Genomic DNA, 20,432 nt, shown 5'->3' on the forward strand with positions numbered 1-20,432 from the left:
AACCGTGAGCGTGAACAACCCTCTTCTGCAGTCCTACGACCTGCCGCCGTTCTCCGCGATCCGTGCCGAACACGTGCAGCCGGCCATCGACACCATCCTGGCCGACAACCGCGCCGCCATCGCCGAGATCCTCAAGACCCAGGGCCAGAACCCGACGTGGGCCGGGCTGGTGCTGGCGATGGACGAACTCAACGATCGCCTGGGCGCCGCCTGGAGCCCGGTCAGCCACCTCAATGCCGTGTGCAACAGCGCCGAACTGCGCGAAGCCTACGAGTCGTGCCTGCCGGCCCTGAGTGCCTACTCCACCGAGATGGGCCAGAACCGCGAACTGTTCCAGGCCTATGAAGCCCTGGCCAACAGCCCGGAAGCCGCCGGTTTTGACGTGGCGCAGAAAACTATCCTGGAACACGCCCTGCGTGACTTCCGCCTGTCGGGTATCGACCTGCCGGAAGCCGAGCAGAAGCGCTACGCCGAAGTGCAGAGCAAGCTGTCCGAGCTGGGCAGCCGCTTCTCCAACCAGTTGCTCGACGCCACTCAGGCCTGGACCAAGCACCTGACCGACGAAGCCGCCCTCGCCGGCCTGACCGATTCGGCCAAGGCGCAAATGGCTGCCGCCGCACAGGCCAAAGGCCTCGACGGCTGGCTGATCACCCTGGAGTTCCCGAGCTACTACGCGGTGATGACCTACGCCCAGGACCGTGCGCTGCGCGAAGAAGTCTACGCCGCCTACTGCACCCGTGCGTCGGATCAAGGCCCGAACGCCGGCCAGAACGACAACGGCCCGGTGATGGGTGAGATCCTCGACCTGCGTCAGGAGCTGGCCAAGCTGCTGGGTTTCTCCAGCTTCTCCGAGCTGAGCCTGGCGACCAAAATGGCCGAATCCAGCGATCAGGTGCTGAGCTTCCTGCGCGACCTGGCCAAGCGCAGCAAACCGTTCGCCGCCCAGGATCTGCAACAGCTCAAAGCGTACGCCGCCGAACAGGGCTGCGCCGATCTGCAAAGCTGGGACAGCGGTTTCTACGGCGAGAAACTCCGTGAACAACGCTACAGCGTCGCCCAGGAAACCCTGCGCGCCTACTTCCCGATCGACAAAGTGCTGGGCGGCCTGTTCGCCATAGTCCAGCGCCTGTACGGCATCGAAATCGCCGAACTGAAAGACTTCGACACCTGGCATCCGGACGTGCGCCTGTTCGAGATCAAGGAAAACGGCCAGCACGTCGGCCGCTTCTTCTTCGACCTATACGCCCGCGCCAACAAGCGCGGCGGTGCCTGGATGGACGGCGCACGCGACCGTCGCCGCACCCTCGACGGCGTGCTGCAAAGCCCGGTGGCCAACCTGGTGTGCAACTTCACCCCGGCCGACAGCGGCAAGCCTGCGCTGCTGACCCACGATGAAGTGACCACCCTGTTCCACGAATTCGGCCACGGCCTGCATCACCTGCTGACCCGTGTCGAGCATGCTGGCGTATCCGGCATCAACGGCGTGGCATGGGACGCGGTCGAGCTGCCGAGCCAGTTCATGGAAAACTGGTGCTGGGAGCCGGAAGGCCTGGCGCTGATTTCCGGTCACTACGAAACCGGCGAACCATTGCCGCAGGATCTGCTGGAGAAAATGCTCGCAGCGAAGAACTTCCAGTCCGGCCTGATGATGGTGCGTCAGCTGGAGTTCTCGCTGTTCGACTTCGAACTGCACGCCACCCACGGTGACGGCCGCAGTGTCGCGCAGGTTCTGGAAGGTGTGCGAGATGAAGTCTCGGTGATGCGTCCTCCGGCCTACAACCGTTTCCCGAACAGCTTCGCGCACATCTTCGCCGGCGGTTACGCGGCGGGTTACTACAGCTACAAATGGGCGGAAGTGCTGTCGGCAGATGCCTTCTCCAAATTCGAAGAAGACGGCGTGCTCAATGCCGACACCGGTCGCGCCTTCCGTGAAGCAATCCTGGCCCGCGGTGGCTCGCAGGAGCCGATGGTGCTGTTCGTCGACTTCCGTGGCCGCGAGCCATCGATTGACGCACTCTTGCGCCACAGCGGCCTGAGTGAGGACGCGGCAGCATGAGTGAGGCACCTGTGAAAACGAAAAAACGCTTTATCGCCGGGGCGGTCTGCCCGGCGTGCAGCGAGCCGGACAAGCTGATGATGTGGAGCGAGGACGATGTTCCGCACCGCGAATGCGTGGCGTGCGGCTACAGCGATACGCTCAATGCCCAAGGGTTGTCGGTTCCGAAGGAACTGGGCACGCGGGTCAACACCAGCGTGCTCAAGCCTGCACCGGACAAGACGGTTCAGGCAGTGCAGTTCTTCCCGAACCCGAAGCTGAAGAAAAAGCCTGACGAGCAACACTGATCCGGCACCACCTTCCACCGATTTCCGGCGGAAGGTGGTATTGGCTTAACACCTGTCCCCTGCACTTGCTTCGTAGGCTGGCCGTTTCCGCCACGCCTCGAAGGAAGTTGCCATGCCCGACACCAATCCCCTCCTGCAACACTGGACCCTGCCGCCCTGGCCGGCGATTCGCGCCGAGCATTTGCTGCCGGCGATCAACAGCATCATCGAAGACCACCGACGAATCATTGCGCAAGTGCTCGCCACTCAGCTGGAGCATCCTGGCTGGGACGATCTGGTACTGAGCATCGACGAAGCCGATGCCCGCATCGGTGAATTCCGGTCGATTCTCGAAACACTGTCCATGGTCAGATCCGACGATGCCGACTGGCTCGTGGAAAGCGCCAAGGCTCAACTCGCGATCAACCAGTATCGCTCCGAAAAAAACCGCAATCGCCCGCTGTACGATGCCTACCAGCGTCTGACGCAGAGCTCGATCGCGGCCAGTTTCGATGAGTCACGCAAGATCGTGCTGGAGCGGATACTGCGCAAATTCAGGCAGTCAGGTATCGACCATCCCACCGCGCAACAACAGGAACTGGCCCGGCTGAACCTTGAGATCGATGGCCTGGAATCCGTGTTTTTGACCCACCTCGAACGCTGGACCGAGACCTGGAGCAAACGGGTCAACGATATTGCACAGCTTGCGGGCCTGACCCCGTCGATGAAGGATCGTCTGGCACGCGCCGCCCGTGAGGCCGGACATGATGGCTGGCTGATTCGCCTGGACCAGAACACCTGCCAGCACATCCTCAAATACGCCGAGAATCGTGCCTTGCGCGAGGAATGCTGTGTGGCCTACGCGACCCGCGCCTCCGATCAGGGGCCACTGGCCGGGCGCTTCGACAACGGCCCGGTGCTGACGAAGCTGCTTGCCTTGCGCCAACAGAAAGCCCGCTTGCTTGGCCACGAAAACGCCGCGCAACTGAGTCTGTCAAAAAGCATGGCCGGAACGACGGCCTGGGTCAGGGATTTTCTCCAGTGCCAGGTGGCGCAATTGACACCCATCCTGGAGCAGGACGCAAAACAACTGGCCGCCTTCGCCCGGCAACAGGGAATCGACCGGGTCCAGCCATGGGATGAAGAATTTCTCGCCGAGCAATGGCGGCAGCAACAGTTTCCCGGAGCGCTGGATAACCTGCGCGACTACTTCGCGTTCGATGGGACCCTGCGCCGCCTCTGTCTTTTTTGCGAGCGCATGTTCGGAATCCGTATCGTCGAACAGGTCGGTGGGAAACACTGGCATGACGATGTGCGGCTGCTGGAAATCAGCGAGCATGAACAGGTCATCGGTTACATCTACCTCGACCCGTTTCACCGCAACAACGCTGCGGACTTCGCTGGCACCTCCACTCTACGCAACCGCCGTATCAACGCCGAAGGCCGACCGGCTCTCCCCATTGCCGTGCTGTACAGCAATTTCACACCGGCCACCGACGGCCATCCTTGCCGCCTCGAACTCAGTGAGTTGCGGGTACTTTTTCATGAATTCGGCCACTGCCTTCAGCACGTATTGACGCGCTCGCCCCATCACACCCTTTCCGGCATCCAGCAGTTGGGCCATGAGGCGGCGGAGTTTTCCGGGCAATTGTTCGAGCAGTGGTGTCTGTCGCGAGAGTTCGTGCTGTGGCTCGGCGCGCATTTCCAGACTGGTGAGCGCTTGAGCGCTGCACGGGTCGATGCGGCACTCTCGGCCACCGAGGCCCACTCCAGTCGGCAACAGGCCTTGATACTGATGGGAGCGATCATCGATTTCGAACTGCACGCCACCCACGGCGACGGGCGTTCTGTCGAAGAGGTTTGCGCCGACGTGCAGCGCACAATGACTCACCTGCAACTGCCCGACAGTCACCGCTTCGCCAATGGTTTCGATTACATGGTGACCCAGTACGACGCTTCGGTTTACGCCTATGTCTGGTCGGGGGTGCTGGCTCAGGAAGCGTTCAAGCGCTTCAGTCGTGACTGGGTGTTCAACGCGCAGACCGGCCGGGCGTTCCGGGAAACGTTCTTTGCGCCCGGTGCCGGGCGCCCGTTGCTGGAAGCGGTGGAGGGATTCGTTGGCCAGCCGATCAGTGAAGAACTGTGTGTCGGCCGGCCGATCAACCGGCGGATTACTTCAGATTAACGGTCTGGAACCAGCTCTTCATCGAGCAGGTAGCGAACGCACTGGTACTGCAATCGCCATTGGCCAGCGCGGTACGCAGCTTGTCGACGTCGGCCTGCATCACGTAACGCACGCCGTCCTTGAAGTGGCCGCTTTCACCGAAACCGCCCTGGGTCATTTCGTTCAGGGCGTCTTCCTTGCTCCAGCCCTGCACCACGATGCGGTACATCGCGGCCATCAGGCCGGTGCGGTCGGAGCCGTGTTTGCAATGCATCAGCACCGGGCCGTTGGCTTCGGCGGTCTGGATCGCACGCAGGGTCTTGAGGACATCGGCGTCATCGACATGATTGGTGCGATACGGCAATTGCACCTGGTTGATGCCCGGGGTTTTCAACCAGCTCGAGTCCGCTTCCGGCAGGAAGTTGATGACCGTGGCCACTTTCAGGTTTTGCAGCAACGGCACGGCACCGGCGTCAGGCAGCGCACTGCGGTAAAGCGTGGGCGACATCTGGAAGAAGTTGTATTTCATTTCGACCGGTTGTGCCCATTCCGGAGGGCGAGAAACCGGCGCATCTGCGGCATGGGCCGAAATCGAGCCGAGCAGGGCAAACAGCGAGAAACAGATCGCGGAGGAAAAACGCTTCAAGGACATGCTGTGCGGTGACCGTATGAGATTCGTCAGTGAGGGCGGCAGCTTGCGGGTTGTCCAGTCAAATCCCTGTGAGGCGATTGTCAAAGAAACGTGAAGCCGGAGAGTTCCTTCGTCGCAATCCTGGGCTTTTTTTCGGCTGAATCGGTTCATCCGGTTGGTTAGGCTGCTACCATTTGTCACATCATGTTGCAGACGCGTCCCCCTTTTCCGGGTCATTTCCGGCCACGTCGCAACCGACCACTCAAAAAGCCGTCCCCAGAAACGGCTGATAACCATCAATGCCTGATGAGGTGCACCCCCATGTCTGATCAAGATCGAGACAACCCGCGGCGTGAGTTCTTGCGCAAATCCCTGACCCTGATCCCGGTGGTCACCCTCGCCGGCACCGGCCTGGGTAGCAGCGTGCTGCAAGCGGCTCCCGAAAGCTCGCCAGCCCCGGCCCCTGCCAAATCGGTTGCCGCAGATACCAGCGCCTACCAGCCGAGCTACTTCACCGCAGAAGAGTGGGCGTTCATCAATGCCGCCGTCGCGCAGTTGATCCCCAACGATGCCCAGGGCCCCGGCGCTCTGGAGGCCGGTGTGCCGGAATACATCGACCGTCAGATGAACACCCCGTACGCCGCTGGTGCCCTGTGGTACATGCAAGGCCCGTTCAACGCCGACGCTGCGCCCGAGATGGGCTGGCAGAGCAAACTGGTGCCAAAAGAAATCTATCGCCTCGGCATCGCCGCCACGGATCAGTGGACAAAATCCCTCAACGGTAAAACATTTGCCGAGCAAGACAGCGCTACCCGAGACGATCTGCTCAAGCAGCTCGAAGCCGGAAAACCGCAATTCGACAGCGTTCCGGCGAAGATTTTCTTCAGCCTGCTGCTGCAAAACACCAAGGAAGGGTTCTTCTGCGACCCGATCCACGGTGGCAATAAGGGCATGGTCGGCTGGACCCTGATCGGCTTCCCCGGCGCCCGCGCCGATTTCATGGATTGGGTGGAACGCAACGAGCAATACCCCTTCCCGGCAGTTTCGATTCGCGGCGAGAGGGCGTGAGCATGGCAACGGTAATGAAGAAGGTCGACGCGGTGATCGTCGGTTTCGGCTGGACAGGCGCAATCATGGCCAAGGAGCTGACCGAGGCGGGCCTCAATGTGCTGGCGCTGGAGCGCGGGCCGATGCAGGACACCTACCCTGACGGCAACTATCCCCAGGTGATCGACGAACTCACCTACAGCGTGCGGAAAAAACTCTTCCAGGACATCTCCAAAGAGACCGTCACCATCCGCCACAGCGTCAACGACATCGCCCTGCCGAACCGCCAGTTGGGCGCGTTCCTGCCGGGCAATGGCGTCGGCGGCGCCGGCCTGCACTGGTCGGGCGTGCACTTTCGCGTCGATCCGATCGAGTTGCGGATGCGCAGCCACTACGAAGAACGCTACGGCAAAAGCTTCATTCCCAAGGACATGACCATCCAGGACTTCGGCGTCAGCTATGAAGAGCTGGAACCGTTCTTCGATTTCGCCGAAAAAGTCTTCGGCACCTCCGGCCAGGCCTGGACCGTGAAGGGCCAACTGGTCGGCCAGGGCAAGGGCGGCAACCCGTACGCGCCGGATCGCTCGAACCCGTTCCCGCTGGAAGCGCAGAAGAACACGGTTTCCGCACAGCTGTTCGGCAAAGCGGCCACAGAAGTCGGTTATAAACCCTACAACCTGCCTTCCGCGAATACGTCAGGGCCGTACACCAATCCCTACGGCGCGCAGATGGGCCCGTGCAACTTCTGCGGGTTCTGCAGCGGCTACGTTTGCTACATGTATTCCAAGGCCTCGCCGAACGTGAACATTCTGCCGGCGCTGAAACCGCTGCCGAATTTCGAACTGCGGCCCAACGCCCACGTGCTGCGGGTCAACCTCGACAGCACGAAAACCAAAGCCACCGGCGTCACCTACATCGATGGCCAGGGCCGCGAGATCGAGCAACCGGCGGATCTGGTGATTCTCGGTGCGTTCCAGTTACACAACGTGCGGCTGATGCTGCTCTCCGGTATCGGCAAGCCGTATGACCCGGTCAGCGGTGAAGGCGTGGTCGGGCGTAACTTCGCCTACCAGAACATGGCGACCATCAAGGCGTTCTTCGACAAGGACACCCACACCAACAACTTCATCGGCGCCGGCGGCAACGGCGTGGCGCTGGACGATTTCAACGCCGATAACTTCGACCACGGGCCACACGGCTTCGTCGGCGGCTCGCCGATGTGGGTCAACCAGGCCGGCAGCCGACCGATTGCCGGCACCTCCAACCCGCCGGGCACTCCGGCCTGGGGCAGTGCGTGGAAACGCGCGACCGCCGATTACTACACCCACCAGGTGTCGATGGACGCTCACGGTGCGCATCAGTCCTACCGTGGCAATTACCTCGATCTGGACCCGGTGTACCGCGATGCCTACGGCCTGCCGCTGCTGCGGATGACATTCGACTGGCAGGAAAACGACATCAAGATGAACCGCTTCATGGTCGAGAAAATGGGCAAGGTCGCGCAAGCCATGGGCCCGAAAGCCATTGCCGTGCTTGGCAAGAAAGTCGGCGAGCACTTCAACACCGCGTCCTACCAGACCACCCACCTCAATGGTGGCGCGATCATGGGCACCGATCCGAAGACCAGCGCGCTGAATCGCTACTTGCAGAGCTGGGACGTGCACAACGTATTCGTCCCGGGTGCCTCGGCATTCCCGCAGGGCCTGGGTTACAACCCGACCGGGCTGGTTGCCGCACTGACCTACTGGTCGGCGAAGGCGATCCGCGAGCAATACCTGAAAAACCCCGGCCCGCTGGTTCAGGCTTAAGGAGCGATGACCATGAAGACTTTCGTTATCGCGACCCTGGCGCTGCTTGGCAGCGTTGCCGCTCACAGTGCCGAAGTTGATCAATCCTTGATCAAGAAAGGCGAATACCTCGCCCGCGCCGGGGACTGCGTGGCTTGCCACACGGCCAAGGACGGCAAGCCGTTCGCCGGCGGCCTGCCGATGGAGACCCCGATCGGCACGATCTATTCGACCAACATCACCCCGGACAACACCGGGCTGGGAGGCTACAGCTTCGAGGAGTTCGACCAGGCCGTACGTCATGGCGTCGCCAAAAACGGTAGTACGTTGTACCCGGCGATGCCGTACCCGTCCTACGCCCGCGTCAGTCAGGATGACATGCAGGCGCTGTACGCCTACTTCATGCACGGCGTTGAACCGGTGGCACAGGAAAACAAGGCCAGCGACATCCCGTGGCCGTTGAGCATGCGCTGGCCGCTGATGGGTTGGCGCTGGCTGTTCGCGCCGAAGGTCGAGGACTACAAACCCGCGTCGGAGGATGGCGTCGTAAGCCGTGGGGCGTATCTGGTGGAAGGCCTCGGACATTGCGGCGCCTGCCATACGCCACGGGCCCTGACCATGCAGGAAAAATCCCTGAGCGCGGCCGAAGGCAGCAGTTTTCTGTCAGGCAGTGCACCGCTGGAAGGCTGGATCGCCAAAAGCCTGCGCGGTGACCACAAGGATGGCCTAGGCAGCTGGAGCGAAGAGCAACTGGTGCAATTCCTCAAGACCGGCCGCAGCGACCGCAGTGCGGTGTTCGGCGGCATGAGCGACGTGGTTACCCACAGCATGCAGTACATGACTGACGCCGACTTGACCGCGATTGCCCGTTACCTGAAATCGCTGCCGGCCAATGACCCTTCCGACCAGCCGCACCAGTACGACGAGAAAGCCGCCAAGGCCTTGTGGAACGGTGATGACAGTCAGCGTGGCGCCTCGGTGTACATCGATAACTGCGCGGCCTGCCACCGTACCGACGGCCACGGCTACACCCGGGTGTTCCCGGCGCTGGCGGGCAATCCGGTGCTGCAATCGGACGACCCGACGTCGCTGATCCACATCGTGCTCAAGGGCGGCACCCTGCCCGCGACGCATACGGCACCGTCCACTTTCACCATGCCGGGTTTCGCCTGGCGTCTGTCGGATCAGGAAGTCGCAGATGTGGTGAGTTTTATTCGTGAAAGTTGGGGTAACAAGGGCTCCGCCGTCACTGCGAAAGATGTTGCCAAGTTACGTACTGACGATATGACTACAACATCAGCCGGTGACCTTGGACAAGTAACAAGTCACAACTGAACGCAATAACCCCTGCATGACTAATCATGCAGGGGTTATTCATTCAATCGCTGTTACGGATTTGTAATACTGGCATAGGCTTTGGCCAGGGCAACAAGTTTTGCCCGATCCTGCTCACCGATTTCACCGTCACGATCCACATCGTGCTCCAGACGGCCAATGCTGAAGGTATGGCCGCCATCCCCGGAGGTCGCGGTAACAAAAATCGGGTCAACCAGCATCTCGGTCTGCACGCCAGCCTCGGCATCCCAGCCCAGTTCCTTACGTGCAAGTTGCATGGAAACCAGTGTATTGGGTTCCGATGGGCCGGGCTGCATCAGTTGCAGGAAAATACCGCGCGAATTAAAAAACGACATCATCAATTCCTTTTGTCTTTTATATATTCAAGTGCTGTGAAGCGGGGTGAATACTACGAACTTTAATAGCAAACGAACAGCCGACTTATGTTTCTTCAATTTGCACCATTACAACTTTACATCTAAACAAACTTACAACTAACCGTGCGTTTTATTGATGGACGGCCGAACGGTAGTGGATCATCCGCAACCTTGCAGATACTGTATGCATATACAGATCAAGGAAACCCGTGATGACCAGCCTCTTGCCCCCACGCGGCCGCGGCACCGCCACCAATCCGCACAACCGCTTCGCGCCGAGTCGTTCGGTGGCCGAGGACGACGGCTGGTTTCAGGAAGTGCCACTGACCCAGGGCACCGAAGTCAGTTTCGAGACGGCGAAAACCATCATCACCCGCAACACCTCGCCGGACCTGCCCTTCGACCGCTCGATCAACCCCTATCGCGGCTGCGAGCATGGCTGCATCTATTGCTACGCACGACCGAGCCACGCCTATTGGGACATGTCGCCGGGGCTGGATTTCGAAACGAAGCTGATCGCCAAGACCAACGCCGCCCAGGTGCTGGAGGAACAGCTTGGCAAGAAAGGCTATCAATGCGCGCCGATCAATCTCGGCTCCAACACCGACCCGTATCAACCGATCGAACGCGAACACAGAATCACCCGCCAGACCCTCGAAGTGCTGCTGCGTTATCGACATCCGGTGACCATCGTCACCAAGGGCTCGCTGATCCTGCGCGACCTCGACCTGCTTACCGAACTGGCGCAGCAACGGCTGGTGGCGGTGATGATCAGCCTGACCACCCTGGACGATGAACTCAAACGCATCCTCGAACCCCGTGCCGCAGCGCCCAAGGCCCGGTTGCGGGCGATCCGGGTGATGCGCGAGGCGGGAATTCCGGTCGGTGTGCTGTGCTCACCGATGATTCCGATGATCAATGACAGCGAAATCGAAAGCCTGCTGACCGAAGCCCACGCCGCCGGCGCCCAGAGCGCCGCGTACATGATGCTGCGCCTGCCGCTGGAAGTAGCGCCGCTGTTCGAGGAATGGCTCGAGGCGCATTACCCGCAGCGCGCCGCCCATGTGTTGAGCCTGATCCGCCAGAGCCGTGGCGGCGAACTGTACGACAGCCGTTTTGGCGCACGCATGCGCGGTGAAGGGCCGTTTGCCGACCTGCTCGCCCAGCGATTCGCCAAGGCGTTGAAACGCCTGGGACTCAATCACCGCGAAGGTTTCAATCTCGACTGCACAGCTTTTTGTCCGCCGGGTCGCCAGATGGCGCTGATTTAAGGAGGGAATGACTGGCCAGATTCACCCCAGTCACGTTTTTTGTGACCTGGAACACACGTTCTAGAGCGTTTCATTCAGTTTGAGTTAAGTTTCGGCGGTTACCGTGTTCATCGAGTGACTGACGGGTCAGGACGGCCCGGATGTTTTAAACAGCCACTGGCTTCATACCGGAATACACGGGAATGACTCCCCGAATCCGCCAAAGAGGATGAATCATGAGTGACAAGGATAAACAGCCGTTGGCTGCGTCGGCGCAAGCCGTCCCCGGGGCGGAATCCGCCGATGCAGCACTGCGACATATCGTTGACGGCTTTTTGCATTTTCATCATGAGGTCTTCCCACAGCAGGAAGAACTCTTCAAGAAACTCGCCACGGCCCAGTCGCCACGGGCGATGTTCATCACTTGCGCCGACTCGCGCATCGTTCCCGAACTGATCACCCAGAGCTCTCCCGGCGATCTGTTCGTGACCCGTAACGTCGGCAACGTGGTTCCCCCCTACGGCCAGATGAACGGCGGCGTTTCCACCGCCATCGAATACGCGGTACTGGCCCTTGGCGTGCAACACATCATCATTTGCGGCCACTCCGATTGCGGCGCCATGCGCGCGGTACTCAATCCGGGCAGCCTGGAAAAAATGCCGACGGTCAAAGCCTGGCTGCGCCACGCCGAAGTCGCGAAAACCATGGTGCATGACAACTGCAACTGCACTGACGAAAAAGAAAGCATGCCGATCCTCACCGAGGAAAACGTCATCGCCCAACTGCAGCACTTGCGTACCCATCCTTCGGTAGCCTCGCGCATGGCGAACGGTCATCTGTTCATCCATGGCTGGGTCTACAACATCGAAACCAGCGAAATCAAAGCTTACGACGCGGATCAGGGACGCTTCCTGCCGCTCGACGGCAGCCATCCGATTCCGGTGGCGACGCCCAAAGCGCGCTTCTGAATCCTCCTAAAAATCCGTGTGGTCTGATGCCGGTCGCTGTTCAAGCGACCCGGCTTCGCCACGCCTGAAGAAAACTTCGGGAGAGTCATCATGCGTGCGGCTCAATTGAAAGCGGTGTTGCCACGGGAGCTGCTCGCTTCAGTGGTTGTGTTTCTGGTCGCCCTGCCATTGTGCATGGGCATTGCAATTGCTTCAGGGTTACCGCCGGCCAAAGGTCTGATTACCGGGATTATCGGCGGACTGGTGGTGGGTTGGCTGGCGGGCTCGCCATTGCAGGTCAGCGGGCCGGCGGCGGGGCTGGCGGTGCTGGTGTTCGAGCTGGTGCGCCAGCACGGGATCGAGATGCTCGGGCCGATTTTGCTGCTGGCGGGTTTTCTGCAACTGCTGGCCGGGCGTCTGAAGCTCGGTTGCTGGTTTCGGGTCACGGCGCCGGCGGTGGTCTACGGGATGCTCGCGGGGATCGGCGTGCTGATCGTGCTCTCGCAAGTGCACGTGATGCTGGATGCCGCGCCGAAACCCTCCGGGCTGGACAACCTGACGGCGTTCCCTGGCGCAGTGGCGCAGGCCTTGCCGTCCTTTGGCTGGCAGGCCGGGTTGCTCGGGCTGTCGACCATCGCCGTGATGTGGCTGTGGGAGAAATTCCGCCCGCACTCGCTGCGTTTCATTCCCGGCGCGCTGCTCGGTGTCGGTCTGGCGACCGGCGCCAGTCTGCTGCTGGCATTGCAGGTCAAACGGGTTGAAGTACCGGCGAATCTGGCCGAAGCCATCGACTGGCTGAAGCCGGCGGACCTGCTGAGCCTGGCCGACCCGACGCTGCTGATCGCCGCGTTCGCCGTGGCCTTCATCGCCAGCGCCGAAACCCTGCTGTCCGCCGCGGCGGTGGATCGCATGCACAGCGGCCCGCGTTCGGACTTCGACCGTGAACTGTCGGCGCAAGGAGTCGGCAACATGCTCTGCGGGCTGGTGGGCGCGTTGCCGATGACCGGGGTGATCGTGCGCAGTTCTGCCAACGTCCAGGCCGGTGCGACCACGCGCTACTCGACGATTTTCCATGGTCTGTGGCTGCTGGCCTTCGTGCTGTTGCTGTCGAGTCTGCTGCAAAGCATTCCGGTGGCGAGTCTGGCCGGGGTGTTGGTCTACACCGGTTTCAAACTGGTGGACCTCAAGGCGTTTCGTGGCCTGGGGCGTTATGGCCGGATGCCGATGTTCACCTACGCGGCGACAGCGCTGGCGATCATCTTCACCGACCTGCTGACCGGCGTGCTGATCGGTTTCGGTCTGACCCTGGTGAAACTGGCGTTCAAGGCTTCGCGACTGAAGATCAGCCTGATCGATCTGCCGCAGGACGGGGAAATGGAATTGCGCCTGGTGGGCGCGGCGACATTCCTCAAGGTGCCGGCACTGACTCAGGTGCTGGGCAGCATTCCACCGGGCACGACGGTGCATGTGCCGCTCAACAACCTGAGCTACATCGACCATTCGTGTCTGGAATTGCTGGAAGAGTGGGGCCGGGCCAATGCGGCCAAGGGTTCGAAGCTGTTGATCGAGTCGCGCGGACTGAAACGCAGGCTTGAGGGGAGAATCCGCACCACTACCGGCATCGGTGCGGCAGGCTGAAAAAAACCTGGGGGAACAGAGCAATCTGTTCCCCCAAACGTTTGCGCCGAGATCAAGCCGCAGGCTGATCCAGTTCCAGGCCCACGCCCAGACGGCGGCTCATGCACGGCCAGCGCTTCCACGCCGCACCGGTGTCAGGGCTGCTGAGTTTTTCGCGGTAGGCTTCCACCGACTCCAGCGCAAAGCTGTCGTCGTCGAGCATGCTGTCTACCGCGTGGTGCACCACTTCATCGAGTTGATTGGCAAATTCCTCACCGAGCAACTGGTGAGCAATCAGATTGGCGACCGTCATGTCCAGGGGGATCAGTGGCTGGCCGAAATGCTTGATGTACAGGTCGTTGACCTCTTCGACAAAGCGGTGGGCCAGATAGGCCTCGTCCAGCAGACTGTCCAGGCCGACCGGCGGCTGGAGAAAGTACTGTTCGGCGATTTTCAGCACCGGTTTGATCTGTGACTCGATTCCCGCTTCCCTGGCGACTTCATTGGCTGCATCCAGCAGGTCTGGCACTTCATCGATGTAGGCGGCGACAAAACGCGTCAGCACGCCGTTGGCGTCGGTTTCCGGCAACTGGATGGCCGGGTGCAGGTGTTGCAGTTGATTTTCGAGCTGACGGGTCAGCTTTCCGGTTTCGATCTCGTGTTGTCGGGCTATGTGGATCTGCTCGCGCAATGCGGCGGTGTTCATGAAAACTCCAGGAAACAAGGCAATGAAATAGGGAAGACATAACTTAGCTGGCTTACGAAAAATGCTAAGACGCATTTGTCATAATTATTTCATCCTTGATACACCTGCGTTATATCGGTTTGCCACCACTCGTCTGCATCCTTCTCCATTCGTGCCCTGGAACGCAAGTGCCAGCTGTTTCATTCGATTTACGTGCGCACATTGCATTTTTCCGCCGCTGTCTATACTCGCCATTGAATGGAGTTAGCTGATGACGCCCGACTGCACCCGCAGCAAGGCCCGGCGATTCAAGTTCGTAGTCTGATGCAGCCGCTCCCTTGCCGCAGGCGAAAGCCGGCGGGATAACAAGAACGATAAGGGGAACCCGCAATGATGCGACATCCACACGTCTGGATGGGCCTCCTGTTGTGGTCGATTTTCAGCCAGGCCAACGCCGCCTGGACTGTGAATATGGCGCCTGGAGCGACTGAAATCAGTCACGCAGTATTCGACCTGCACATGACCATTTTCTGGATCTGTGTGGTGATCGGGATCATCGTCTTCGGCGCCATGTTCTGGTCGATGATGGTGCACCGCCGTTCTACCGGGCAGGTCGCCGCAAAATTCCACGAAAGCACCACCGTCGAGATTCTCTGGACCGTCGTCCCGCTGCTGATCCTGGTGGCGATGGCCGTTCCGGCGACCGCCACGCTGATCCGCATGTACGACACCAGTGAGCCGGATATCGATATCCAGATCACCGGCTACCAGTGGAAATGGCACTACAAATACCTGGGCCAGGACGTCGAGTTCTTCAGCAACCTGGCCACCCCCGCCGAACAGATCCACAACAAGGAAGCCAAGGGCGAGCATTACCTGCTCGAGGTCGACAAGCCATTGGTGCTGCCGATCGGCGCCAAGGTGCGCTTCCTCGTTACTTCCGCCGACGTGATCCACTCCTGGTGGGTGCCGGCCTTCGCGGTCAAGCGCGATGCGATCCCCGGATTCGTCAACGAAGCCTGGACGCGCATCGACAAGCCCGGCATCTACCGTGGCCAGTGCGCCGAGCTGTGCGGCAAGGATCACGGCTTCATGCCGATCGTGGTCGACGTCAAAGAGAAGGCCGACTACGAAAAATGGCTGGCCGACCGCAAGGCCGAGGCGGCGCAGCTCAAGGAGCTGACCAGCAAGGAATGGACCCTCGACGAGCTCAAGGAGCGCGGCGACAAGATCTATCACACCACCTGCGTCGCCTGTCACCAGGCCGAAGGCCAGGGCCTGCCGCCGATGTTCCCGGCGCTCAAGGGCTCGCCGATTGCCACCGGGCCGAAAGCCGATCACCTGCACCGCGTGTACTTCGGCAAACCGGGCACCGCCATGGCGGCGTTCGGCAAGCAACTCTCGGAAGTCGATATCGCAGCGGTCGTGACCTACGAACGTAACGCTTGGGGCAACAACAAGGGCGACATGGTCACGCCAAAAGAAGTGCTGGAGCTGAAACAGGCGGAAAGCAAATGAGCCGGTCTATTGCGTACTTCGTGAACCGGCCGGGGCGCCTTGCCCCGGCCTGCCAAGTCCACTCACTTGAAGGAGACCGGCCATGAGCGCTGTCATCGATGACCACGGTCATGCCGACCACGCCCACGGCCCCGCCAAAGGCCTGATGCGCTGGGTGCTGACCACCAACCACAAGGACATCGGCACGCTGTACCTGTGGTTCGCGTTCTGCATGTTCCTGCTCGGCGGCTCGTTCGCCATGGTGATCCGCGCCGAGCTGTTCCAGCCCGGCCTGCAGATCGTCGAACCGGCGTTCTTCAACCAGATGACCACCATGCACGGTCTGGTGATGGTCTTCGGTGCGGTGATGCCGGCGTTCGTCGGCCTCGCCAACTGGATGATCCCGTTGATGATCGGCGCGCCGGACATGGCCCTGCCACGGATGAACAACTTCAGCTTCTGGCTGCTGCCGGCGGCGTTCCTGTTGCTGGTGTCGACCCTGTTCACTCCCGGTGGCGGGCCGAACTTCGGCTGGACGTTCTATGCGCCGCTATCCACCACCTACGCGCCGGAAAGCGTGACCTACTTCATCTTCGCCATTCACTTGATGGGGATCAGTTCGATCATGGGCGCGATCAACGTGATCGCCACCATCCTCAACCTGCGCGCCCCCGGCATGACGTTGATGAAAATGCCGCTGTTCGTCTGGACCTGGCTGATCACCGCGTTCCTGCTGATCGCGGTGATGCCGGTGCTGGCCGGGTGCGTGACGATGATGCTGATGGACATCCACTTCGGCACCAGTTTCTTCAGTGCCGCCGGTGGCGGTGACCCGGTGCTGTTCCAGCATGTGTTCTGGTTTTTCGGCCACCCCGAGGTGTACATCATGATCCTGCCGGCCTTCGGTGCCGTCAGCCAGATCATTCCGACCTTCTCGCGCAAGCCGCTGTTCGGCTACACCTCGATGGTCTACGCCACCGCGAGCATCGCGTTCCTGTCGTTCATCGTCTGGGCGCACCACATGTTCGTGGTGGGCATTCCGCTGGTGGGCGAGTTGTTCTTCATGTACGCGACGATGCTCATCGCGGTGCCGACGGGGGTGAAAGTGTTCAACTGGGCCAGCACCATGTGGCAAGGCTCACTGACCTTCGAGACGCCGATGCTGTTTGCCGTGGCGTTCGTGATCCTGTTCTCCATCGGCGGTTTCTCCGGGCTGATGCTGGCCATCGCCCCGGCAGACTTCCAGTACCAGGACACCTACTTCGTGGTCGCGCACTTCCACTACGTGCTGGTGCCGGGGGCGATCTTCGGGATCTTCGCGTCAGCCTACTACTGGCTGCCGAAATGGACCGGCCACATGTACGACGAAACCCTGGGCAAGCTGCATTTCTGGCTGTCCTTCGTCGGCATGAACCTGACGTTCTTCCCGATGCACTTCGTGGGACTGGCGGGGATGCCACGGCGGATTCCGGACTACAACCTGCAGTTCGCCGACTTCAACATGGTCTCGTCGATCGGCGCGTTCATGTTCGGCGCCACGCAGATCTTCTTCCTGTTCATCGTGATCAAGACCATCCGTGGCGGCGAGCCGGCACCGGCCAAACCGTGGGATGGCGCCGAAGGCCTGGAGTGGAGCGTGCCGTCGCCGGCGCCGTATCACACCTTCACCACGCCGCCGGAAGTGAAATGAACCCTGTAGCCCTTGAGGGCCACCGCCATGGCTGACTCGATTTCGCTGAAGAAACTGGTGACCCGACTGTTGGGCGTGGTGGTGGCGATGTTTGTTTTCGGTTTTGCTTTGGTGCCGATCTACGACGTGATGTGCAAGGCGTTCGGCATCAACGGCAAGACTGCCGGGCAGTACGAGGGCGAGCAGGTTGTGGATAACTCGCGACAGGTGCGGGTGCAGTTCCTGTCGATGAACAACGCCGACATGCCTTGGGAGTTCTATCCCAAGGGTGAGGAACTGGTCGCCCATCCGGGCGGGGTGAACGAGATGATCTTCATCGCCCGCAATCCCACCGACAAGCCGATGAGCGCCCAGGCCGTACCGAGCATCGCCCCGAGCGAAGCGGCGGCGTATTTCCACAAGACCGAATGCTTTTGTTTTACCCAGCAGGTGCTGCAGCCCGGTCAGCAGATCGAGATGCCGGTGCGCTTCATCGTTGACCGCGACATGCCCAAGGACGTGAAGCACCTGACGCTGTCCTACACGCTGTTCGATATCACCGCCCGACATCCTCCGGTGGCTGCAAACACTGGCGGTTAAGCGTGCCCGATAAGGAGAACAATAAATGGCAACTCATGAGCACTATTACGTCCCGGCCCAGAGCAAGTGGCCGATCATCGCCACCTTCGGCATGGTCATCACCGTTTACGGCCTGGCCACCTGGTTCAACGATCTGAAGGCTGCACGCCCGGAATCCCACGGGCCGTACATCTTTTTCGTCGGCGGGCTGTTGCTGGCGTACATGCTGTTCGGCTGGTTCGGCGCGGTGATCAAGGAAAGCCGCGCGGGGTTGTACAGCCCGCAGCTGGATCGCTCGTTCCGCTGGGGCATGAGCTGGTTCATCTTCTCCGAGGTGATGTTCTTCATCGCCTTCTTCGGCGCGCTGTTCTACGTGCGGCACATTTCCGGCCCGGCGCTGGGCGGCGAAGGCACCAAGGGCATTGCGCACATGCTCTGGCCGAACTTCCAGTTCACCTGGCCGCTGCTGCACACGCCCGACCCGAAACTGTTCCCGCCGCCCAAGGAAGTCATCAGCCCGTGGGGCCTGCCGCTGGTCAACACGATCCTGCTGGTGAGTTCCAGCGTGACCATCACCATCGCCCACCATGCCCTGAAGAAAGGCCATCGCGGGGCGCTGAAAGTCTGGCTGGCGATTACCGTGCTGCTGGGTTGCGGCTTCCTCGCCTTGCAGGCCGAGGAGTACATGCACGCCTATCACGAACTGGGCCTGACCCTCGGTTCGGGGATCTATGGCGCGACATTCTTCATGCTCACCGGGTTCCACGGCGCCCACGTGACCATCGGCACGATCATCCTGTTCGTGATGCTGATGCGCATCATGAAGGGCCACTTCGACAACGAACACCAGTTCGGCTTCGAAGCCGCGAGCTGGTATTGGCACTTCGTCGATGTGGTGTGGATCGGCTTGTTCATCTTCGTTTACGTGCTCTGAAGGACAGAGCTACCAGGGCGCGTGCGACACCAGTTGGCCGCTGTAGAAACCCCAGGCAATCAAGCCGACGGTGCAAGCGGCCAATGCCACCCGAACACTCAAGGCGATGACCAGGCGATTTGAACTGCTGTCGTCCTTGACCAGGAAAAACAGGCCGCTGAACAGGCTGATCACCGTGGCAATCAGCATCAGGACGATAGCTGCTTTGAGCATGGGAAGACTCCGGGGGTACAGGCGATGCAATCAAGTATAGCGGTCGCATTCACTGCTTTTCTGGCGCGGCCATGAAGCGCTTCCGGCCGGGCGTCGTGCCGACGCTGGTGGTCGCCTTGCTGCTGCCGCTGCTGATTTCGCTGGGCTTCTGGCAACTGGGCCGGGGCGCGGAGAAAACCGCCCTGCTCGCCAGTTACGCCGAGCGCCGGGCCGCCGAACCGATGGCCAGCACCGAGCTGCTGCACAGTGCCGATCCGGCCTTTCGCCGGGTGCATCTGCACGGCCAGTTCGATGCGGCGCACAGTCTGCTGCTGGACAACCGGCAGCGGGACGGCAAGGTCGGCGTCGAATTGCTGCAACCGTTTCAGGATCAGCGCACCGGCCTTTGGATGCTGGTCAATCGCGGCTGGCTGCCGTGGCCGGACCGGCGCGTTACCCCGCAATTCAAGACACCGGCCGATGCCGTGAATGTCGACGCCTGGGTGTACGTCGCCCCCGGCGCGACCTTCCAGTTGCACGCCGACCCGGTCAGCAGCACCTGGCCGCAAACCGTCACCGCCGTCGAACCGGCCAAATTGTGGAAAACCCTCGAGCGCGACGGCTTCGCTTACGAGCTGCGCGCAGAACCCGGTCCCGCCAGCTATCAGGCCGACTGGCCGGTAGTCGCCATGGGCCCGGAAAAACACCTCGGCTACGCCGTGCAGTGGTTCGCCATGGCCACCGCCCTGTTCGGTCTCTACATCTATCTCGGATTGCACAACGCGAAGGAGAAACACCATGGGAGCGGCCATGAATCCACCCAGCATGTCTGAAGCCAAAGCCCCGGCCGGTCGCCGTCGCGGGCGCATTCAACTGCTGTTGATCCTGCTCGGCGTGATCGGCCCGATGATCCTCGCCACCGGCATGTACAAGTTGCAGTTCTGGGTCCCGGAAGGACGCAGCTATCACGGCGAACTGATCGGCAACGGCCAGAGCCGCGCCGACCTCGGCGTGACAGCTGACGAAGAACGCTGGCAGATGCTGGTGACTGCACCGAAGGACTGCGCGGTGGACTGCCAGCAGCTGGTGTACCTGGCGCGGCAGATCCAGATCGGCCTCGGCCGCGATGCCGGCCGCGCCAGCCACGCCCTCGCCGCCGCACAACCGCTGACGGCCGATTACGAAGCCAAGCTGACCCGCGAATATCCGCAACTGCAACGCTATCCGCTGGACGCCGCCGCATTCAGCAAGGCCACCGGCGACAAGGCCACGCCGCAGCTATGGATCATCGACCCCCACGGCAATCTCGTGCTGCGCTACGACCCGAGTGTTAAGGGCAAGGATCTGCTCAACGACCTGCGCCACCTGCTGAAACTGTCGAACATCGGATAAGGGCATC

At 61.0% G+C, this 20,432-nt stretch carries 19 protein-coding genes; 15 read left to right on the top strand and 4 right to left on the bottom strand.

The genetic code is table 11. The annotated features are described in order from the left end of the window. The first annotated feature begins 4 nt into the window (after positions 1–4). The 3 genes from prlC (at position 5) to OQ248_RS10080 (ending at position 4,507) form a co-directional block, all read left to right on the top strand. On the top strand, positions 5–2,056 hold the full coding sequence (prlC, locus tag OQ248_RS10070; protein WP_265812753.1) for an oligopeptidase A: 2,052 nt from the start codon (positions 5–7) through the stop codon (positions 2,054–2,056). Then, the gene (locus tag OQ248_RS10075; RefSeq protein WP_265812754.1) at positions 2,053–2,343 is read left to right on the top strand and encodes a YheV family putative zinc ribbon protein; all 291 of its coding nucleotides are present in this window, start codon (positions 2,053–2,055) and stop codon (positions 2,341–2,343) included. The genes prlC and OQ248_RS10075 overlap by 4 nt, the downstream gene beginning before the upstream one ends. 112 nt (positions 2,344–2,455) lie before the next feature. After that, positions 2,456–4,507, top strand: a complete 2,052-nt coding sequence (locus tag OQ248_RS10080) for a M3 family metallopeptidase (protein ID WP_265812755.1) — start codon at positions 2,456–2,458, stop codon at positions 4,505–4,507. On the opposite strand, the gene OQ248_RS10085 is transcribed toward OQ248_RS10080, so the two are convergent. Continuing rightward, positions 4,494–5,138 (bottom strand): dual specificity protein phosphatase family protein, encoded by a 645-nt coding sequence (locus tag OQ248_RS10085; protein WP_085713019.1) that lies wholly within the window; start codon positions 5,136–5,138, stop codon positions 4,494–4,496. The genes OQ248_RS10080 and OQ248_RS10085 overlap by 14 nt on opposite strands. A 300-nt stretch (positions 5,139–5,438) precedes the next feature. On the opposite strand from OQ248_RS10085, the gene OQ248_RS10090 reads away from it, so the two are divergent. From OQ248_RS10090 to OQ248_RS10100, 3 genes are read left to right on the top strand one after another with little or no spacing between them, the layout of a single operon-like run. After that, entirely contained in the window at positions 5,439–6,185 is a 747-nt protein-coding gene (locus OQ248_RS10090) for a gluconate 2-dehydrogenase subunit 3 family protein (RefSeq protein WP_265812756.1), read from the top strand. 2 nt (positions 6,186–6,187) lie between these two features. Then, positions 6,188–7,972 carry a GMC family oxidoreductase gene (locus OQ248_RS10095; RefSeq protein WP_248740278.1) on the top strand — a complete coding sequence of 595 codons (1,785 nt, stop codon included), beginning with the start codon at positions 6,188–6,190 and terminating at the stop codon, positions 7,970–7,972. Positions 7,973–7,984: 12 nt separating this feature from the next. Continuing rightward, positions 7,985–9,286 (top strand): cytochrome c, encoded by a 1,302-nt coding sequence (locus OQ248_RS10100; protein WP_265812757.1) that lies wholly within the window; start codon positions 7,985–7,987, stop codon positions 9,284–9,286. A gap of 53 nt (positions 9,287–9,339) precedes the next feature. Here the strand turns inward: OQ248_RS10100 and OQ248_RS10105 are convergent, their stop codons facing one another. Continuing rightward, positions 9,340–9,642 (bottom strand): hypothetical protein, encoded by a 303-nt coding sequence (locus OQ248_RS10105; RefSeq protein WP_265812758.1) that lies wholly within the window; start codon positions 9,640–9,642, stop codon positions 9,340–9,342. 233 nt (positions 9,643–9,875) lie between these two features. Between OQ248_RS10105 and OQ248_RS10110 the strand changes: the two genes are divergently transcribed. The 3 genes from OQ248_RS10110 to OQ248_RS10120 all read left to right on the top strand — a co-directional run bounded on the left by OQ248_RS10110 (position 9,876) and on the right by OQ248_RS10120 (position 13,498). Next, entirely contained in the window at positions 9,876–10,934 is a 1,059-nt protein-coding gene (locus OQ248_RS10110; protein ID WP_249484392.1) for a PA0069 family radical SAM protein, read from the top strand. 215 nt (positions 10,935–11,149) lie between these two features. Continuing rightward, positions 11,150–11,881, top strand: a complete 732-nt coding sequence (locus tag OQ248_RS10115) for a carbonic anhydrase (RefSeq protein WP_265812759.1) — start codon at positions 11,150–11,152, stop codon at positions 11,879–11,881. Positions 11,882–11,971: 90 nt separating this feature from the next. Then, a complete protein-coding gene (locus OQ248_RS10120) occupies positions 11,972–13,498 on the top strand; it encodes a SulP family inorganic anion transporter (RefSeq protein WP_248744375.1) in 1,527 nt (508 codons plus the stop codon). Between the two features lie 52 nt (positions 13,499–13,550). Here the strand turns inward: OQ248_RS10120 and OQ248_RS10125 are convergent, their stop codons facing one another. Next, positions 13,551–14,183 carry a hypothetical protein gene (locus OQ248_RS10125; protein WP_065260651.1) on the bottom strand — a complete coding sequence of 211 codons (633 nt, stop codon included), beginning with the start codon at positions 14,181–14,183 and terminating at the stop codon, positions 13,551–13,553. A gap of 369 nt (positions 14,184–14,552) precedes the next feature. Between OQ248_RS10125 and coxB the strand changes: the two genes are divergently transcribed. The 4 genes from coxB (at position 14,553) to OQ248_RS10145 (ending at position 18,841) form a co-directional block, all read left to right on the top strand. Further along, a complete protein-coding gene (gene coxB, locus OQ248_RS10130; RefSeq protein ID WP_085713027.1) occupies positions 14,553–15,680 on the top strand; it encodes a cytochrome c oxidase subunit II in 1,128 nt (375 codons plus the stop codon). Between the two features lie 82 nt (positions 15,681–15,762). Beyond that, entirely contained in the window at positions 15,763–17,349 is a 1,587-nt protein-coding gene (gene ctaD / locus OQ248_RS10135) for a cytochrome c oxidase subunit I (protein ID WP_114880897.1), read from the top strand. 27 nt (positions 17,350–17,376) lie between these two features. After that, positions 17,377–17,928 (top strand): cytochrome c oxidase assembly protein, encoded by a 552-nt coding sequence (locus OQ248_RS10140; RefSeq protein ID WP_085713029.1) that lies wholly within the window; start codon positions 17,377–17,379, stop codon positions 17,926–17,928. A gap of 25 nt (positions 17,929–17,953) precedes the next feature. After that, positions 17,954–18,841, top strand: coding sequence for a cytochrome c oxidase subunit 3 (locus OQ248_RS10145; protein ID WP_265812760.1), 888 nt, complete (start codon positions 17,954–17,956; stop codon positions 18,839–18,841). 9 nt (positions 18,842–18,850) lie between these two features. Here the strand turns inward: OQ248_RS10145 and OQ248_RS10150 are convergent, their stop codons facing one another. Further along, on the bottom strand, positions 18,851–19,054 hold the full coding sequence (locus OQ248_RS10150; RefSeq protein ID WP_065260656.1) for a twin transmembrane helix small protein: 204 nt from the start codon (positions 19,052–19,054) through the stop codon (positions 18,851–18,853). A 71-nt stretch (positions 19,055–19,125) separates the two neighbouring features. Between OQ248_RS10150 and OQ248_RS10155 the strand changes: the two genes are divergently transcribed. Continuing rightward, positions 19,126–19,866, top strand: coding sequence for an SURF1 family protein (locus OQ248_RS10155; RefSeq protein ID WP_265812761.1), 741 nt, complete (start codon positions 19,126–19,128; stop codon positions 19,864–19,866). Then, positions 19,832–20,425, top strand: a complete 594-nt coding sequence (locus OQ248_RS10160) for a hypothetical protein (protein WP_248744378.1) — start codon at positions 19,832–19,834, stop codon at positions 20,423–20,425. Before OQ248_RS10155 ends, OQ248_RS10160 begins: the two co-directional genes overlap by 35 nt. The last annotated feature ends 7 nt before the right edge of the window (positions 20,426–20,432 follow it).

This window comes from Pseudomonas sp. COW5 (assembly GCF_026240005.1).
Lineage (GTDB): Bacteria > Pseudomonadota > Gammaproteobacteria > Pseudomonadales > Pseudomonadaceae > Aquipseudomonas > Aquipseudomonas kribbensis.

Bases quoted from the DNA above. Each gene is read 5' to 3' on its own strand.
- OQ248_RS10105 (WP_265812758.1), bottom strand. From the start codon at position 9,642: ATGTCGTTTTTTAATTCGCGCGGTATTTTCCTGCAACTGATGCAGCCC.
- ctaD (WP_114880897.1), top strand. From the start codon at position 15,763: ATGAGCGCTGTCATCGATGACCACGGTCATGCCGACCACGCCCACGGC.
- OQ248_RS10155 (WP_265812761.1), top strand. From the start codon at position 19,126: ATGAAGCGCTTCCGGCCGGGCGTCGTGCCGACGCTGGTGGTCGCCTTG.
- OQ248_RS10095 (WP_248740278.1), top strand. From the start codon at position 6,188: ATGGCAACGGTAATGAAGAAGGTCGACGCGGTGATCGTCGGTTTCGGC.
- coxB (WP_085713027.1), top strand. From the start codon at position 14,553: ATGATGCGACATCCACACGTCTGGATGGGCCTCCTGTTGTGGTCGATT.
- OQ248_RS10125 (WP_065260651.1), bottom strand. From the start codon at position 14,183: ATGAACACCGCCGCATTGCGCGAGCAGATCCACATAGCCCGACAACAC.
- OQ248_RS10075 (WP_265812754.1), top strand. From the start codon at position 2,053: ATGAGTGAGGCACCTGTGAAAACGAAAAAACGCTTTATCGCCGGGGCG.
- OQ248_RS10140 (WP_085713029.1), top strand. From the start codon at position 17,377: ATGGCTGACTCGATTTCGCTGAAGAAACTGGTGACCCGACTGTTGGGC.
- OQ248_RS10150 (WP_065260656.1), bottom strand. From the start codon at position 19,054: ATGCTCAAAGCAGCTATCGTCCTGATGCTGATTGCCACGGTGATCAGC.
- OQ248_RS10100 (WP_265812757.1), top strand. From the start codon at position 7,985: ATGAAGACTTTCGTTATCGCGACCCTGGCGCTGCTTGGCAGCGTTGCC.
- OQ248_RS10145 (WP_265812760.1), top strand. From the start codon at position 17,954: ATGGCAACTCATGAGCACTATTACGTCCCGGCCCAGAGCAAGTGGCCG.
- OQ248_RS10115 (WP_265812759.1), top strand. From the start codon at position 11,150: ATGAGTGACAAGGATAAACAGCCGTTGGCTGCGTCGGCGCAAGCCGTC.
- OQ248_RS10120 (WP_248744375.1), top strand. From the start codon at position 11,972: ATGCGTGCGGCTCAATTGAAAGCGGTGTTGCCACGGGAGCTGCTCGCT.
- OQ248_RS10110 (WP_249484392.1), top strand. From the start codon at position 9,876: ATGACCAGCCTCTTGCCCCCACGCGGCCGCGGCACCGCCACCAATCCG.
- OQ248_RS10085 (WP_085713019.1), bottom strand. From the start codon at position 5,138: ATGTCCTTGAAGCGTTTTTCCTCCGCGATCTGTTTCTCGCTGTTTGCC.
- OQ248_RS10080 (WP_265812755.1), top strand. From the start codon at position 2,456: ATGCCCGACACCAATCCCCTCCTGCAACACTGGACCCTGCCGCCCTGG.
- OQ248_RS10090 (WP_265812756.1), top strand. From the start codon at position 5,439: ATGTCTGATCAAGATCGAGACAACCCGCGGCGTGAGTTCTTGCGCAAA.
- OQ248_RS10160 (WP_248744378.1), top strand. From the start codon at position 19,832: ATGGGAGCGGCCATGAATCCACCCAGCATGTCTGAAGCCAAAGCCCCG.